General features: G+C 38.4%; 14 protein-coding genes. 9 read left to right on the forward strand and 5 right to left on the reverse strand.

From position 1 onward, the window contains the following. Window positions 1-5: 5 nt before the first annotated feature. Complete coding sequence (locus CRI9333_RS10855; protein ID WP_015203213.1) at window positions 6-812, reverse strand: phytanoyl-CoA dioxygenase family protein; 807 nt, start codon at window positions 810-812, stop codon at window positions 6-8. Between the two features lie 425 nt (window positions 813-1,237). Between CRI9333_RS10855 and CRI9333_RS10860 the strand changes: the two genes are divergently transcribed. Next, window positions 1,238-1,546, forward strand: a complete 309-nt coding sequence (locus CRI9333_RS10860) for an RNA recognition motif domain-containing protein (protein WP_015203214.1) — start codon at window positions 1,238-1,240, stop codon at window positions 1,544-1,546. 292 nt (window positions 1,547-1,838) lie between these two features. On the opposite strand, the gene CRI9333_RS10865 is transcribed toward CRI9333_RS10860, so the two are convergent. Then, window positions 1,839-4,943, reverse strand: coding sequence for a response regulator (locus tag CRI9333_RS10865; protein ID WP_015203215.1), 3,105 nt, complete (start codon window positions 4,941-4,943; stop codon window positions 1,839-1,841). 164 nt (window positions 4,944-5,107) lie between these two features. Here CRI9333_RS10865 and CRI9333_RS10870 point away from each other — a divergent pair, with 164 nt between their 5' ends. The 6 genes from CRI9333_RS10870 (at window position 5,108) to larE (ending at window position 10,602) form a co-directional block, all read left to right on the forward strand. Continuing rightward, a complete protein-coding gene (locus tag CRI9333_RS10870; protein ID WP_015203216.1) occupies window positions 5,108-6,601 on the forward strand; it encodes a hypothetical protein in 1,494 nt (497 codons plus the stop codon). Window positions 6,602-6,848: 247 nt separating this feature from the next. Next, window positions 6,849-7,307: a regulatory protein RecX gene (locus tag CRI9333_RS10875; RefSeq protein ID WP_041226580.1), complete on the forward strand. Its 459-nt coding sequence runs from the start codon at window positions 6,849-6,851 to the stop codon at window positions 7,305-7,307. 33 nt (window positions 7,308-7,340) lie between these two features. Beyond that, a complete protein-coding gene (fraC, locus tag CRI9333_RS28555) occupies window positions 7,341-7,862 on the forward strand; it encodes a filament integrity protein FraC (protein WP_390370102.1) in 522 nt (173 codons plus the stop codon). Window positions 7,863-7,878: 16 nt separating this feature from the next. After that, window positions 7,879-8,811 (forward strand): DUF5357 family protein, encoded by a 933-nt coding sequence (locus CRI9333_RS10885; protein WP_015203219.1) that lies wholly within the window; start codon window positions 7,879-7,881, stop codon window positions 8,809-8,811. 134 nt (window positions 8,812-8,945) lie between these two features. Beyond that, window positions 8,946-9,719 (forward strand): ABC transporter permease, encoded by a 774-nt coding sequence (locus tag CRI9333_RS10890; protein ID WP_015203220.1) that lies wholly within the window; start codon window positions 8,946-8,948, stop codon window positions 9,717-9,719. Window positions 9,720-9,774: 55 nt separating this feature from the next. Further along, window positions 9,775-10,602: an ATP-dependent sacrificial sulfur transferase LarE gene (gene larE / locus CRI9333_RS10895; protein ID WP_041226581.1), complete on the forward strand. Its 828-nt coding sequence runs from the start codon at window positions 9,775-9,777 to the stop codon at window positions 10,600-10,602. A gap of 351 nt (window positions 10,603-10,953) precedes the next feature. On the opposite strand, the gene CRI9333_RS10900 is transcribed toward larE, so the two are convergent. Further along, entirely contained in the window at window positions 10,954-11,301 is a 348-nt protein-coding gene (locus CRI9333_RS10900; protein WP_015203222.1) for a hypothetical protein, read from the reverse strand. A 216-nt stretch (window positions 11,302-11,517) separates the two neighbouring features. Here CRI9333_RS10900 and tmk point away from each other — a divergent pair, with 216 nt between their 5' ends. Together tmk and holB are read left to right on the forward strand one after the other, a co-directional pair. Continuing rightward, window positions 11,518-12,150 (forward strand): dTMP kinase, encoded by a 633-nt coding sequence (gene tmk, locus CRI9333_RS10905; protein WP_015203223.1) that lies wholly within the window; start codon window positions 11,518-11,520, stop codon window positions 12,148-12,150. An 89-nt stretch (window positions 12,151-12,239) separates the two neighbouring features. After that, window positions 12,240-13,256: a DNA polymerase III subunit delta' gene (gene holB / locus CRI9333_RS10910; protein ID WP_015203224.1), complete on the forward strand. Its 1,017-nt coding sequence runs from the start codon at window positions 12,240-12,242 to the stop codon at window positions 13,254-13,256. 161 nt (window positions 13,257-13,417) lie between these two features. On the opposite strand, the gene CRI9333_RS10915 is transcribed toward holB, so the two are convergent. Then, on the reverse strand, window positions 13,418-15,871 hold the full coding sequence (locus CRI9333_RS10915) for a hybrid sensor histidine kinase/response regulator (RefSeq protein ID WP_015203225.1): 2,454 nt from the start codon (window positions 15,869-15,871) through the stop codon (window positions 13,418-13,420). Window positions 15,872-16,039: 168 nt separating this feature from the next. After that, window positions 16,040-17,371, reverse strand: a complete 1,332-nt coding sequence (locus CRI9333_RS10920) for a methyl-accepting chemotaxis protein (RefSeq protein WP_015203226.1) — start codon at window positions 17,369-17,371, stop codon at window positions 16,040-16,042. Window positions 17,372-17,379: the final 8 nt, after the last annotated feature.

The raw sequence follows: 17,379 nt of genomic DNA on the forward strand, positions 1-17,379 counted from the left end.
TCGCCTTAATATTTGAAATCCACATAAGTTTCAGCGCGATTTTCTGGCAATTTTTCTACCACCTGACACCGCAACATTTCTCTGACTTGCTCTGGCAGACTATCATAATAGTCTTGTTGCACTGTCAAATCGACTTTAAATGTGTGCAACCAGTGCATCACATAACCCATGACAATCATCGGTCTAGCTTTGTCTGTGCGGTTCGGTGAACCCCGATGCAGTGCTAGAGGAGTACGAATCATCACATCACCAGGCTGCATATAAAAAGATTCCATCGGAATTTCCCCAGCAGCTATTTTGACTAAAGCTTCTTCACGGGGTAACAGATGAGTCCCACGCGCCATTTGAAACGGACCATTATCTGCCGTTACTTCTACCAGTGGAAAGTTTACCGCTAGTGCGTAGAGTGGGGTTACAATCTGATCCGAGAAAAGTGGGCGAAAGTCGCGGTGAATTTCTTGATAATCCGAACCTTGGAACGGAGTATCAGAGCCGAACTGAACTAATTTATATTCTTGGTAAAATACGCGCTTAAGTATACTCAAAATTACTGGATTGGCAAATACATCTATATTTGCAAACGGGGCAACCCAAGGTAACGTTAAGTAATACCGCGCTTGGTCGCGGGGTGCTAAACCCCCTGGACTGTTTTTGCGTTTTTGGAATAATTCATCAAAAGCGTCTGCCCACTCTGCGATCAACTGTCTGTCAAATAAACCCCGAATCACACAAATCCCATCACGATTTAGTTCTTGGGCTAATTGATCTAGGTCAGTGGTTGTAAACTTAGCTGTGTCTATACTTTGAACCATGTTGCTGTCCCTGTTCCAACTTGGGGAAGTTAAATTTGCTTAAAATATATCGGTAAAAATTTCCCTGCTGCTAAAACAAATTTTTCATAATTAAAAAAAAAGTAGCGTCTTATACTTATTTCTAGTATTCCCACCCGTAAAAGTAGAATAGCGATCGCCGCCTGAGATTTTGAATAAAACTTAAATAGCCCGTCGAAGCAGGAGAAATTAAGGCTTTTCCCCAGTCACCAGTCCCCAATCACCAGCCCCAACCATAAATTTTCCCTATAAAATGCCTAAGCCCTGTTTATGTGCTAATCTAGGAGATGAGAATTAATTCGGCGGCAGTGTTTGTTGTTTTTATTGACTGGTTATTTCCTTTTGGTATTGGCAGGCTCCTCTCCGAAATCTAGATCTCTACAAACCTCTAATTTTGGAGAAACTCTATGTCAATTTACGTAGGCAACTTATCTTACGATGTTAAAGAAGGCGACCTGAGCCATATCTTTGCAGAGTATGGAACCGTTAAGCGTGTTCAACTACCTACAGATCGTGAAACAGGTCGTCCTCGCGGCTTTGGATTTGTGGAAATGAGTTCAGACGCAGAAGAAGATGCTGCAATTGAAGCTCTTGATGGCGCTGAGTGGATGGAGCGCGATTTGAAAGTTAATAAGGCTAAACCCCGTGAAGAAAGAAGCGGCGGCGGCGGCGGCGGATACGGTGGTAACTCACGTAATAACTTCTCACGTCGTTAATCAATTTAGTTAAATACTAATTTAACTTGATTAATTGAGGGGCAGACTAAGAAAGTCTGCCCTTTTTGGCGTTGATTTTTAATTAACCTGTTGCATAAATCTTTGGTTTACCCCACCCCAACCCTCCCCGAATTTCGGGGAGGGAGCGAAATTTATTGGTTTTTATATTTAATCTGCGGTAAAAAACATCTTTAATCAACTTTTAGGATATGCTCTTAATCGCACTACTTGCTATAGTCGGTCATTTTTAAACTAACAGTCTTATACACTTTGTTCGGTAAGCTATGTGAATTTATTTAGGCTGGCTGGACGCGGTTGATTTTCCTCCAGGGTAGGTATCAACAAAAGAAGTGACTTGCCCAAGTACCTTTTCTAGATCTATTAACAAAGCGGGGGCTGCTGCTAGGTTTTTTTGACGGGCAAGATGTTCTAATTGTGCAGCCAAATGGCTAATTTTATTAGCACCAATATTGCCGCTTGACCCTTTAATTTGATGCGCTAAATGTAAAATTGTCAGGACATCATTTGTCGCGATCGCACCCTGAAGTATCACAATGTTTTTTTGAACACTTTCTATAAAATCTTGCAACAATTGCTTGACAAATTTATAATCACCTTGAGTAAATTCATAGAGTAAATCTATATCAACCGGAATTTCTACTAATTTTGATATTGGTTCAGATGCTTGTCGTAAAGCTGCTTGATTACTCCAATGTTCCAGCTTTTCTAGCAGTGCTTCTTTGCGTACAGGTTTAGATAAAAAGTCATCCATTCCAGAGGCTATACACTTGTCTAAATCTTCTTTCATTGCACTGGCAGTTAAAGCAATGATAATTGTATGTTTATTCTTACCTTCCTGGCGACGAATTTCTGCGGTTGCTTCATATCCATCTAAAATAGGCATTTGACAATCCATTAATACCAAATCATAGTTTTGTTTATCTAACTGTTCTAATACTTCTTGCCCGTTATTAGCTACATCCGCAGCATAGCCTAAATTTTTCAGTTGATTAAGAGCAACTTTCTGGTTAACTTTGTTATCTTCAGCTAGGATGATTTTCACTTGTGAGCGCCTATTTTGAGTTTTTTTATCAATAGTAGTAAAGGATTTACTGGTAGTTATATGTTGATTTACAGATTGCTCTGCTTGGTTACTAATAGTAGTTGCAGCAACTAAGCTATTGAGCATTTTAGAGGTTTTAACAGGTTTAATTAAATAATCAACAATTGTAACATTGAGTAATTTTTTAGCTTGCTCCAGTTGATTTACAGGAATCATTAAAATTAGCTGAGTCTTAGCTAATTTCGGGTCAGCTTTAATCGTTTTGCTGAGGGTTTCGCCATCCATATCTGGTAGATTTAAGTCAATCAAGGCGAATTGATAGGGGTTATTGCTATCAACTGCTTGTTGCAAATCTTGGATAGCTGTTGCGCCATTTTCTGCTAAGTCTACTTGCATTCCCCAAGCTGTCGTGTGGTGTGCGATCGCACTACGAGTATCTAAAAAATCTTCTACAACTAACAACCGCACCTTTTTTAATCTATCTAAAGCAGGATTTTCTAAGTTTTGTGGTTGAGTAGTTGGCTGTTTATTTAAAGTAATCGTGAACCAAAAAGTAGCGCCTTCCCCTTGGGCGCTGGTAATGCCAATTTCACCACCCATTAATTCAACTAAGGCTTTACATATTGCTAAACCTAAACCTGTCCCGCCATATTTTCTAGTAGTAGAAGCATCAGCTTGAGAGAAAGATTGAAATAACTTTTTCTGTTGAGCAGGCGAAAGACCAATACCTGTATCTTTAACACCAAAGTGCATAGTAGCATCGACAGATGTTTCTGATTGCAAATTTACATAAATTGTCACGCCGCCTACTTCAGTAAATTTAATTGCATTGCTAACTAAATTAGTTAATATTTGCCGTAAACGAGTTGGATCTCCTTTGAAAGTAACGGGAATATTTGCAGGAACAAACGTAGTTATTTCAATTCCTTTTTCCTGAGCAGAGGTAGCCAAGAGTTCTGCCACTTCTTCCACACATTGATGTAAGCCAAAATTAATTGTTTCTAAGTGCATTTCTCCAGCTTCTATTTTAGAGAAGTCGAGAATTTCATTAATAATAGTTAATAAGTTATCAGCACTAATTCTGATTGTTTCCAAAAAATCTTTTTGCTCTGACGTTACTTCGGTTTCTAATAATAATCCGGTCATCCCGATAACTGCATTCATGGGAGTACGGATTTCATGGCTCATATTAGCCAGAAAAGCACTTTTCATTTTTACGGCTGATTCCGCCGCTTGACGTGCTTCTTCTAAAACAAGATTTCGCTCTGCTAATTCTTCTGCACGGCGAATTTCTACTTGCAAAAGTTGTGCTTGAATTTGTCTGCTAGCAGTCACATCTTCTAAACCCAGCAGGAAACCTGATACCATTGAAATTTGGTCAATTGTCTTACCAGCAAGAATTTCTTTTTGAATAGATTGCCAATTGAGTAATGGTTCTAATTTAAGGGTAAACAATTGCTGGTTGCGCTGCACTTCTCGTGGTTCTACATGACCACCTTGGCTAAGTATTTCTAAAGCATTTTGCCATTCTTCTGCACTCAACCAATTAGGCACTAAATGTTGTTCTAGTAATTCTCCAACGTGCAAATCTAGACATTGAGAAGCAACAGAGTTACAAAACCAAACTAAGCCATCAAGTTCGGCTGCTACTATGCCTATAGATAGACTATGTGCGATCGCGGCTTGTGCTGATTGCGATCGCCCAAATTGTTCAGCTAATGCCGCTAATTGCGCTACCTTAGTTCCAGAACGGGGTAAGTTATAGTCTGCATTCGATGAGTTTTCCTGAAAAGAGCGACTTTGCGCCACCATATCAATATGATGAGTTTGCCAAAGTTGCTTAATTTGTTGTTCTAATAAAAAGTCTGTTCTTAAACGTTCACTTAAAGCTACTGCTCCACCTGTTAAACTAACTAAACCGATAGGAAAAGCTACAGGTATCCAATAATTAAACCTCAACCCAACTAAGCCACATACACCGCAACTTAGTATCAAAAATAGCAAAGATATTAATCTTGTTTCAGCCCGCCAACTGCTCATCATCCAGCCTAATGCTGGCCCCCCCAAGATGATAATTAGCACTATCCAAGCGTCTGAAATCAGCTTTAGCTCGTTTTGTTGCAGTATATGTTCATCCCAAGGTATCTGTGTCCGTAATTGCAACAATAAGTTATAGCTAATATTTTCTAGTGGTTGCCAAGCACCAAGTTTTAATAAACTTGCCATGATTAACGCACTCATTCCACCAGGCAACCAACGCCAACCAATTTTATATAATTTATTGTTAATGTTTGATAGAGAGGCAATAATATATTTTTTATTTTTTGTTTTCATAATCAATTAATTATAATAAAATTTAAAATATCAGCAGTAATTAACGGATTAAATTATTGAAAATTAATTTTACACAATCATGTATATAGAGATGATTGTGTAAAATTTAACAGTAATGCCTTAGCTGCTCACTGATAACTATCCACCTATAACTAATAAGTGCTATGCTACCCAATTTACCAGAAATTATTGATGGATTGCCGAATATTTCAGGCTGGGAAGAAGAAGTGCTATCTGTGGTTCAACGAAATGAACCTGTATTTTTACATAGAACAAATATTCGGTTAGAGGATGTAACTGCTGTTTTTGCGATCGCATTGCATATGCACCAGCCTACAATACCTGCTGGTGCTAATGGCGAACTGATTAGCAATCTGCAATATATGTTCGAGCATCCCCATATACCAGACAACCATAATGCAACTACATTTGCATATTGTTATAGTCGCATGGCAGATTTTATTCCTGAACTTGTGGCTAACGGTTGTAATCCTCGCATTATGCTAGATTACTCTGGAAACTTACTCTGGGGATTGCGACAAATGGGGCGCGGAGATATCTTAGAAAATCTCAAGCGCATCACCACAGAGGCAACTTACCAGCCTTATGTAGAATGGCTGGGTACAATGTGGAGTCATACCGTTGCACCTTCTACTCCCATACCAGATATCAAACTACATATCCTGGCATGGCAACATCATTTTGCGGCAATTTTTGGTTGGGAGGCTTTAGCGCGTGTTAAAGGATTTTCTCCCCCAGAAATGCACTTACCTAACCATCCTGATACCTTATTTCAATTTGTCAAAGCACTTAAGGAATGTGGCTATCGTTGGTTACTTGTGCAAGAACATACTGTTGAAACTTTAACAGGTCAACCTCTGCAAAACAAACATTTACCTCATCGTTTAGTTGCCCGTAATTCCTCTGGTGAAGAAGTCAGCATTACCGCTTTAATTAAAACTCAAGGTTCAGATACAAAATTAGTTGCTCAAATGCAGCCTTATTACGAAGCTAAAACTTTATCTAAACAACAAGTAGGTAATGTATTAATTCCACCAATAGTTAGCCAAATTGGAGATGGTGAAAATGGTGGCGTAATGATGAATGAGTTTCCTAGCGGATTTAAGCAAGCTTGGTATGAAATGCAGCATCAAGGTGGTGGAACTTCTGGGGTTGTTGGGGTAACAGGTACAGAATATTTAGAACTAATTGAAGCAGCAGGTTGTACCCCACATGATTATCCTACTTGTCAAGCAATCAATCAACACCAAATTTGGCAGCGAGTTGCACCAGAAAATTCTTCTCCCGAAGCTGTCACCAATGCCATTAATGAGATAAAACAAACTAATCATAACTTTCACATGGATGGTGCATCTTGGACAAATCATATTAGTTGGGTACAGGGTTATGACAATGTTTTAACTCCCCTTAATCAACTAAGTGCGTTATTCCACGAAAAAATAGATCCTGCCATTCACTCTAACTCTGAAGATGTTTCATCAAAAACTATCACCCAACAACGTGAATATCGTGAAGCATTAATGCACAATCTTTTGTTACAAACTAGCTGTTTCCGTTATTGGGGACAAGGCGCGTGGACTGACTACGCCCGTGAAATTTACCAACGTGGTGAAGAAGTTATTCAGCATAAGTTTTAACAAAAAAACTGCGGCAGAGATCCCCCTAAATCCCCCTTAATAAGGGGGATTTTGAATTTTTCCCCTCTTCTTAATAATGAGGACTTTAAATTTTTCCCTTTCCCTTAATAAGGGAGACTTTAAATTTCGCCCTACCCTTAATAAGGAGGACATTGAGTTCCCCCCTCCCTTGATTAAGGGGAGCAGTTGGGGGTGGGGTAAAACTGACAATAAAATATTTTATAATAAAAGAAAACAACTTAAAACTATGAATTCCTTTAGTTACTTTTTAAAACTCTTATCTCGCAAAGACTATAGTACTCACGAACTTCTCCAAAAAGGAAAAGAAAAAGGTTTTAACCCTGAAGAAATTAACCATGCAATTGCTGAATTACAAAGCAAAGATTACCAATCAGATAAACGGTTGGTAGAAAATTTAATTATATCTGCTCAAGGGAAATACGGTAAATCTGTAATTAAGCGTAAATGCTATGAAAAAGGCATAAATATCGAGTTATTTGAGGAAATTTGGCAAAGTCAAACAGCAGAAGAAGAAACCGATGATTTGGCGGATCTCAAAGCCAAAATTATGCGAAAATATAAAATTGATAGTTTTCAAGACCTCGATCCTAAAACTAAATCAAAATTAGTTAATTATTTAAGTTATAGAGGGTTTAATCCCTTTGAAACTATTGGGAATTGGCAAAAAGAAGAGTTGAACGCTTAAGGAGAATACTGCTTGCTGGCATCCCTTTTGCCTGTGCAGACAATACTATATCAATCGTTGTTTTTGTTGATGGCGATCGCGATTGAAGGGTACATTTTACATCGCCAACTCCAGCTTAGTCGCAAAACTAGCATACAATATGCTGCATCAATTAATTTATTATCAACACTTGTTGGTTGGTTGCTTTTCTTTTTTATTCAATCTAGGCTACCAAAAAATATAAAAATTCAAGTAATTAGTTACATTTTTTTTAATAGGTTTTTAAATTCTGTTCCAACTTCTTCAAGCTTTTTTTTGATAATTTTGCTAATTATTTCTTTATTCCTCTCTTTTATGGTCAAATTTCAAGCGTTAAAATCACTAGATTCTTTGCTAATGGAAAGCAATTCTATTCCTCAAATATTGGTAAAATTAACATCTCTCCGCTACAACAAAAAAAAATCATCTCATCTCTATAGTACTAAACATTCCAGCAAGGCAACGGCTATACTTCTAGGTAATGCTTATAGTCATAGCGCTATGTTGTTAATTTTAACATTGCGCTATTTTATTTAATTTTGCAACTTGGGAAATGGAAACTGTTATAGGCTTAGTTAAATGGTTACAAAGACTTTTATCGCCACCGAGAGCATTTTCTTGGGAAACCCTAGTTTTACTTAGTTTATTTTCCTGCTTCATGGCTTATATATCCACCGGAATAGTACGCGGTTTTATATCAAACTGTGGGTGGATATTTTTAATTTTTGGTGTTGGCTGGGGAACGGCTCAAAAGCGTTTAAGGATTAGTAATATTTCTCTCAGTCCTTGGATTACAGGTGCTTTAGTTTCTACTTATATTTTTGGCAATATATCACAACCTAATTTATCGGTAATTTTTTGGCCAACTATTTCAGCCGTAATTGCAACTATACCTAATTATTTTGGCAAAGGGCTTAAGTTGCAATTACCCAACCCTAAAAAACGCCAAAATATGATAGTTTTTTTATTAAGTCATGTTGTAATTAGCTGCTGGTTTCAGTTTTATTATGTCTTGCAAGATTGGCTACAACAATACCCTAGCTTATTAGCAGATGATTTGAAAAGAAGTGCTTTTGTGTTAAAATTACCAGCATCAGAGCCAGCAACAATCAGAGGAACATTAATTTTAAATTTCTTAGAAACTAAGCTATCAGAAAAACTGGATAATAAACCTTGGTCAGTGATTGAGCGATGGCTTCTGGAAAGAGAAAAAAATTTAGAATTAGCTGTGCAGGATTCTAAAAAAGAACTGGGAGAAGTTGAAGAATATGCGTGGTGGCAATTTACATCTAAACTCTCATCTACTGAATTAGGTTATAATTTACAATTAATAGCAATTTGGGAAGGACCGCGCTCTAAATCAGAAAAGTTGTTTATCGAAAAATTGTGTAAAATTAATCGGGTATCTTCCCAATCCGAGACCGATACTAATTTAGCCGTTGGTCAAGTAGAGTGTCAACCTGCAAAGCCCATAAATTGGCGCTAGCAAAATAGTAAAAATTAATAAATATTTAATCAATAGTTGATAATTAAATATATCCTCTCATATTTAAGGTAAAAATGTCGTTTTTTGGTAATTAATAATTGATAATTGATAATTGATTAGTTGTAGAGGTAAAAATGAGCTTGGGCAGAATTTGGGCGATCGCCAGTAATGGTTTTAGGGAAGTAATACGCGATCGCATCTTGTATCTAATTGGTTTATTCGCTCTACTTATGGTAGCTGCTTGGCGAATACTACCAGAAGTAGCTGCGGGAACTGAGGATAAAATGCTGTTAGATTTTGGTCTAGCATTTGCTACTGCCTTGGGGGTGGTTGTTGCTACCTTTGTTGGCACAGGTTTAGTTAACAAAGAAATAGATAAACGCACAATCTTACTTTTAGTCACCAAACCCGTCAGCCGTGCAGAATTAATTATTGGCAAACATTTAGGCTTATCTGGTGTGTTAGCTGTCTTAGTGACAGCAATGACTGTAATTTATCTAATCATTCTTACTTTGGGTAAAGTTTCTTATCCCATGAGTAGCCTAGTGATTTCTCAAGCGTACCTGTTTTTAGAGTTGTCCTTATTAACAGCCGTCGCGCTATTATTTGGTGTTTTTACTAGCTCATTACTAGCTGTATTTCTCACCTTTGCGGTTTATTTAGTAGGACATCTCAGCCAAGACATGATTAAGTTTGCAGGAATTACCAGAAATCCTGGTTTCCAACAATTTGCCGAAAAACTTTACTTAGTTGTACCAGACTTATCTCGCCTAGATTTAAAAAATAATGCTGTTTATGGAATATTACCACCTCCTGAAAGCTTGCTAACTAATGCAGTATACGGCTTAATTTACACAATCCTGCTGTTGACAATTGCTATCCTAATTTTTTCTCGGCGGGAGTTTTGATTTTAAAAACTGGCTACTAGACTTGATGAGTAACCCGATCAAATCTGAACTTAAAATGCTATTACAAAAACTAGAGCAACTAAAAACTTTATTTACAGAGATGGAAATGGCATTAATTGCCTATTCTGGCGGTGTTGACAGTACCTTAGTTGCCAAAATTGCTTACGATGTATTGGGCGATCGCGCTTTAGCTGTAACTGCTGAGTCACCTTCATTATTACCCGAAGAATTAGAAGATGCTCGCATTCAAGCAGCTACAATCGGGATTCGCCATCAAGTTGTGCAAACCCACGAAATAGAAAACCCCAATTACACTGCTAACCCTGTCAATCGCTGCTATTTCTGCAAAAGTGAGTTGCACGATACCCTCAAACCCTTAGCGCAACAGTTAGGTTATCCATACGTTGTTGATGGGGTAAATGCAGATGATTTACATGATTATCGCCCAGGTATTCAAGCAGCAAAAGAACGAGGTGCGCGATCGCCTTTAGCAGAATTAAGCATAACTAAGGCAGAAGTGCGCGAACTTTCTAAATATTTAGGACTTCCTTGGTGGGATAAACCAGCGCAACCTTGTTTAAGTTCTCGCTTTCCTTACGGCGAAGAAATCACAATTGCGAAACTACAACGAGTAGGCAGAGCAGAAATTTATCTGCGTAAATTAGGGTTGAAAAATCTGCGAGTACGTTCCGAAGGTGAAACTGCAAAAATTGAATTACCACCAGAACAAATAAAGGAATTTGTCTTAACTACAAATTTACCAACCTTAGTTTCCGCATTTCAAGAATTTGGCTTTATCTATGTCACCTTAGATTTAGAAGGTTATCGCAGTGGAAAGTTAAATCAAGTATTAACATTTGCATCCACTTCAGCCAAAGTTTAAACTACAAAAGATCCCCCTAAATCCCCCTTAAAAAGGGGAACTTTGATAAGATTCCTCCCCCTTTCTAAGACTTGGGGGGATCTAAGTTTTGGGCTTTAGGTGCATAAGTTCCGACTAAAATTATCCCCCCGCGCTATTCTTGCTCCCTCCCCTTATTAAGGGGAGGGCTGGGGTGGGGTGTACTATATTTAGATGCAAAGCTGTATTTATTCCAAGAGAGGCATAATGCTCAACGATATTGACAACACTAGGAATTACTATCCCCTGGTAATCGACAACATCAGTAATGATTCAAAAGAACTTAAGTTATAGCTTGGTCAAGCTGAGAAACTGATTGCTAGCTGGCTAAAACTAGCCGACAACACTTTCTACCAGTTGCCAATGACGATATTCTAAAATTCCCTGATGCACTCGATCAAACATTTGGTGACAATGATTTTCAACTTGTAGGGGCAACTCTTCGTTTTTAACCACAACATTAATTCGTACTTCTTTTTCAGTAGCCGTCGCTCTTTCTATGAGTACTTCTGCTCTGGCAAGCTTGGCGTAAGAAACTTTTCCTGGGATTTCCCGCGCCATTATATTGTCTGGAGTATTGTAGACAATATCAAAATTACAAGATTCAAGAACTTCAATTATCCCTTGTTGCAGGCTTCCGATGGGAACTGCGAGTATAAAAGAACAAGTGTAGCGAGCCATAAATAAACCTAGAAATCACATATCTTAGACTTTCCTATCATATCTAACCAGTCGGGAGACAATAAATTGTATTTTTACTGGTTGTGAGAGGATAGCGATAAGGCTAAATTTACTGAAGGAAGTTTAATCAATTTTCAATTGTACCAGTTTTTGATCAGCATAAAGACTCAGGAATTATATTAATTAACAATTAAGTGTGGTGAAACAGGTAAATGTATGGATGGGAAGCTAATTGTATTTGAGGGAGTTGAAGGCTCTGGAAAAACCACACAAATACAAAAATGTCAAGAGTGGTTGCAAAATTGCGATCGCTTGGGTGGGGCATCAGTGGTAGTGACTAGAGAGCCTGGGGGTACAGAATTGGGTGTGGGGTTGCGTCGCTTGTTGCTGGAGGGACATAGAGATTTGATTCACGATCGCGCAGAATTATTTTTGTATGCTTCTGATCGTTCTCAGCACGTTGAGGAGGTGTTGAAGCCACAGTTAGCCAAGGGTGCGATAATTTTGTGCGATCGCTATACCGATTCTACGGTGGCTTATCAAGCTTATGGGCGCGGTCTTAATATCAATTTAATTAATCAGCTTAATCAGTTAGCGACAGATAATTTAGAAAGTGATTTGACTTTGTGGCTAGATATCGAGGTGGAAATTGGTTTAGAAAGGGCGCGACAGCGAGGCGCAATTGACCGCATGGAACAAGCAGATTTAGCTTTCCATCAACTAGTACAGCAGGGATATCAAGAATTAGCCGCAGCTTATCCGCAAAGAATTGTGCGCGTGGATGCTAGTAAAAGTCAAGAAGAGGTACAAGCCCAAATTCAGGAGATTTTGCGGGAAAAGTTGGGATAATTCACCACAGATAAACACAGATAAACACAGATAGTTATAGTTGATAGCAAAAATGATTAATTTGGTTTTTTAATCGCAGATGTGAGCAGATGGACGCAGATTACGCAGATGTTAATCAAGATTTGAGCGACTTATCCGAGAGGTCTAATAAATCTTTTAATTGTTTTTTTCAACGTCTGGTTGGACAAAAACAGGCAATAGAATTACTTACTCAAGCGGTTGCCCAAAACCGGATTGCCCCAGCTTATCTATTTACGGGACAAGAAGGCGTAGGACGGAGTTTGGCGGCTCGTTGCTTTGTGGAATTATTATTTTGTGTGGGTGTTTCAGAGTCGCAACAAGCAGGAGTAAAGAAACGTTTACAACAAGGTAATTACCCAGATTTCTTATGGGTGGAGCCTACTTATTTACATCAAGGTCAACGTTTGTCGGCGGCGGAAGCGGCGGCGGCGGGTGTTAAGCGCAAAGCGCCGCCACAAATTCGGGTTGAGCAAATTCGGGAAATTAGCCAATTTTTGGGGCGTTCTGCTTTAGAATCAAAGCGATCGCTTGTTGTGCTAGAACACGCTGAGACAATGGCGGAAGGTGCGGCGAATAGCTTGCTAAAAACTTTGGAAGAACCAGGACAAGCAAGTTTGATTTTAATCGCGCCAGCAGTTGAATCTTTATTGCCTACTTTGGTATCACGTTGTCAGCGCATTCCGTTTTATGGGTTAGATAAAGCAGGGATGGAACAAGTGTTGACGCAGACAGGATATGCAGAGATTTTACAACATGAGGCATTAAGTGCGATCGCACAAGGTAGCCCTGGAATCGCTATAGCCGCTTGGGAACAACTGCAAGCTATTCCTCAAGACTTACTAACTCAACTTACTTCTTTTCCTAAAACACCCCGCCACGCCCTTGAATTGGCGCGTAAAATTGATCACGATTTAGATAGCGAAACTCAGTTATGGTTAGTTGATTATTTACAGTACAGTTATTGGCAAAAATACCGTCAATCTCATTTTTTAGAATATCTAGAAAAAACTCGTCGAAACCTATTAAATTATGCTCAACCGCGTTTAGTCTGGGAATGCACTCTATTAGCGATTTCAGCACAATAGTTTACTCCAATGGCGTGTTTTAAAACCCTTCGATCCCCCCCTGCCCCCTTTTTAAAGGGGAGAATCTAATCAAAGTCCCCCTTATTAAGGGGGATTTAGGGGGATCTCACCGACAGAAACGGAGCCAATAAAGTTTTAAAAAACGCCCTACAGGTGGGGGTCTAAACCAACCTTCTTAAAGTATCAATCAACAACTGTTGATTAAAATTACCCTTGGTAATATAAGCATTTGCTCCTGCTTCTGCACCCCTCTTCTTATCCTCATCTTTAGCTAAAGATGTCACTAAAATTACAGGAATCTCACTAAATTCTTTGTGCTGGCGAATCTTCGCTGTTAAAGATAAACCATCTAATCTCGGCATTTCCACATCTGAAATTACAGCATCAAAATAATTAACTCGTAATTTATCATAACCATCTAATCCATCTACTGCTGTGACAACTTCATAACCAGCACTTTCCAAAATCCGCTTTTCTTGGGTGCGGATGGTAATAGAATCTTCTACTAGCAAAATTTTCTGTTTGGCTGTTACCTGCCCAACTGATATTTGAGGGCTAACTGACACAGTTTTTCCGCGTACAGATTTTAGTAAATCCTGGGGATTTAAAACCATACATACTTCCCCTGTTCCCAAAATAGTTGCTCCAGAAATATTGCGAACTCGCTTGAGTAACTTACTTTGTGGTTTAAGAACTACATCTTGTTCATCTAATAAGGCGTTAACAATTACTCCTAAACGTTCTTGACCCACTTTGAGAATAATACAGGGTAACTGTTGAGAGTCAGTTAGATTTTTGGAGACAACTGTAGATGATATTTCTAACATATCTGATAACCATACCATTGAAACTGGTTGACTATCTAACAGCAGAGTATCACGACCTTCTATTGAGAAAATATCATGCTGTTTAACCAGTAAAGTAGTATCAACAAATTCCACTGGAATAGCATAAGATATATTATCTACCTCTACAATCAATACATGAGCAGTTGCCAAAGTAGAGGCTAATTGCAGCCGGAAAGTAGTTCCTTTGCCTGGTGTAGATTCTACTTGAATAGTACCTTTAAGACGCTCTACGTTTGTACGAACTACATCTAACCCTACGCCTCTGCCAGAAACTTCAGTAACAAATGTACGGGTAGAAAACCCAGGAGCAAAGATGAGCGCATGGATTTGAGCAGGGGTCATTGTTGCCAGGTCTTCTGGTCGATTAATACCCCGTTTAACCGCAGTTTGTTTGATGCTTTCAATATCTAAACCGCGTCCATCATCTATTAATTCAATCCCGATACTGCTAGCGGTTTGATAACCTTTTAATCGCAGTGTAGCGGTGCGTGGCTTGCCTAACTTTTCACGTTCTGCGGTTGTTTCAATGCCATGATCGATCGCATTCCGAATCATGTGCATCAACGGATCTTTCATTTCTTCTAAAATCCGTTTATCGGCGCGGGTGTCTCCTCCTTCAATAATTAAATTTACTTCTTTATCTTGCTGCTTTGCCAGATCTCTTACCATTCGGGAAAACAAATTAAAGATATTAGATAAAGGTAATAAGCGTAGCGTCCGAATTCCTTCTTCTAATTCTGTAGCAACTGTTTCCAGTCTGGCATTATCTTCAGAAGTAGCACCTCTTAAACTGTTGAGTAAATTTCCTAACTTTTCTAATCTTTCTTCAGAGCGATGATGATAATTTTGAATAGTAGTTGTAGTTTGGGAATTATTTCTATTTAAATAACTCTGGGATTCGCTGCGATCGCTTTCCTGAAATGCAAACCGATTAACAAAAGCATCTCTGCTCCAGTCTTCCCAAAGTGCTACTATTTCTTCAATCTCACTCAGACGATGAGCAATTCTAATTTTACTAACAGTGAGCTCACCCGCTTGTGTCATTAAGGTGTCGAGTTTGTTAGTTTCCACTCGAATAGTTTCAATTTTATAGGTTCCAGTAGAAGCTACTTCTTGTTTATCTGACTCAGAGATAATTTGATTAGGTACTTTAGCACTAGCTTGGTTCGTTATATGGTTATTATTGACGCTGGCGTTAATAGAAATTGGTTCAACTATAGGAAGATTTTGAATAGGTTCTATAACAGGTTCAGAAGATAGATGATGCTCAAGAGTATTTGATATTTCTACAACTTCAATGGGTGGATTTGCTGCTACTGTCTCAACCAATGCTGGTGTTACGATTAGTTTGGAATCTGCGGGAATAGCTTTGCTGGTCTTCTCTGGGACGGTAGCACCTGCTAAATGAGCTAATGTTTGAGAAAGGTCAATTCTTGATGCTTCTCCTGTAACAGCTTCGTGGACTAATTTGCGGATAGCATCTAACGCTTGATAAAGGCGATCGCTAATTTCTGGGGTAAGCTTAATATCACCTCGCTTAACACTAGCTAAAATGTCTTCCATCCTATGAGCTAGAGTCCCAACATCGGTGACACCCAACATATTTGCATCACCTTTTAAGCTGTGTGCTTCCCGTAGCAAATCATTAAATTTTCCTTCGTCTGAAGCATTTTTTTCTAAAAGCAGCAACCCTTCATCCAATTTTTGTAAGCGTTCTTCGCTCACATCTTTGAATATTTGCCGCATTTCATCATCATCAATAAACATTTGTGTATTCTCCTACTTGTAATTAAAAATAATCCCTATTGAGATTTGAATAAAACTGCAAACTTGTGTGAGAGTGGTGAAATGTATAACTTATATTTAGTTTCCTCTAGCGATGAGAGTTAATATCATTTCACTCACTGCTCACACCTAAGTTTTAAATGCTTACACTTAAACAACTGCTTGAATATCCTGTGCAGCTTGATTTAATCTTTGAATACCAACTTTGGTTTGACTAATTCCACTAGCTGTCTGTACCGCGCCTTCGCTGAGATAATTCATTGCTGCAACGACTTGTTGAACTGCAACAGCTTGTTGTTTTGCCGTTAGTGAGATGCGTTGAGAATTAGTCACAATATTGTTAACAGCAGTAACAATACTTTCAACTCTTTGACCGTCGCCAACATCTACTATACTGGCATCGGTAAGATTTTGAATATCTGCTACCAAATTATTGATTTTTTCCGTTGACTTTTTACTTTGATCCGCAAGTTTACGAATTTCACTAGCTACAACAGCAAAACCTTTACCATGTTCGCCAGCACGAGCAGCTTCTACGGCAGCATTTAACGCTAACATATTAGTTTGATTGGCAATTTCTCCGACTAAGTTAGTAATTAAGTTGATTTGTTTTGTTTGTTCGCTTAAACGTACTACTTGATCTGCGATCGCTCTTGCACCTAATGTAGAAGATTCAGCTTGCTCTGCTGCTTGTTGCGATGAAGCATTTAATTCATCCATTGTTGTGCTAGTTTGATTAACTGCCGCCGCTTGTTGATTAGCACTGCGCTCATGCTGTTCTGTGGTAGCGGCAATTTCTGAGGAAGAACTCACAACTACAGCAATGCTTTGATTGATTTTTTCAGTAATTTTATTAGCAATCCATAAACCAATCAAGATTGCAAACACAGTTGTAGCTAATACTCCTGCGATCGCTACCATGTTTAATGATTTCATAGCAAGATCGGCTTCTTTTTCTCGTTGAACTTGAAGCTGATCTTCTGTATCATTTAAAGCTTTAAAAACTGTTAGTGCCTCATCAATTAAAGAAAGCAATTGGCTTTGAGAAAACTGCTTAATTGCTTCATCTCTCTTGCCTGTTTTTACCAAATTAATTAATTTAAAATTAATTTGAGAAACTTGCTGTCCAAGTAACTTAAGCCTTTCCAAACGTACAGTTTGTTCTGGGGTAGAAAAGGAAACAGTCTTTTCTAAAGACTTGACCATTGCGTTATAATTTTTAACGCTTTCAGTATACCGTGTAGAATATTCTGGATTTTGACTAAGCAAATAAGCTCTAATATTTGCTTGTCTGGCGTGCAGTAACAGTTCTAAGCGGTCTGTATCTCTAACTAAAGTCCATCCTTTATCTGTTGCCTGGGATTGTTTTTCTACCTTATTAGCGTTGAAAATTACTACAGAAGTAGCTGCAATTGTCAAAAATAAAGGAACCGAGTAACCCCACAAAATGCGTTGCTTGAGTTTTAAGTTATTGAAATTCATTTTTCTAC

This window comes from Crinalium epipsammum PCC 9333, from assembly GCF_000317495.1.
In the GTDB taxonomy this organism is placed as follows: domain Bacteria; phylum Cyanobacteriota; class Cyanobacteriia; order Cyanobacteriales; family PCC-9333; genus Crinalium; species Crinalium epipsammum.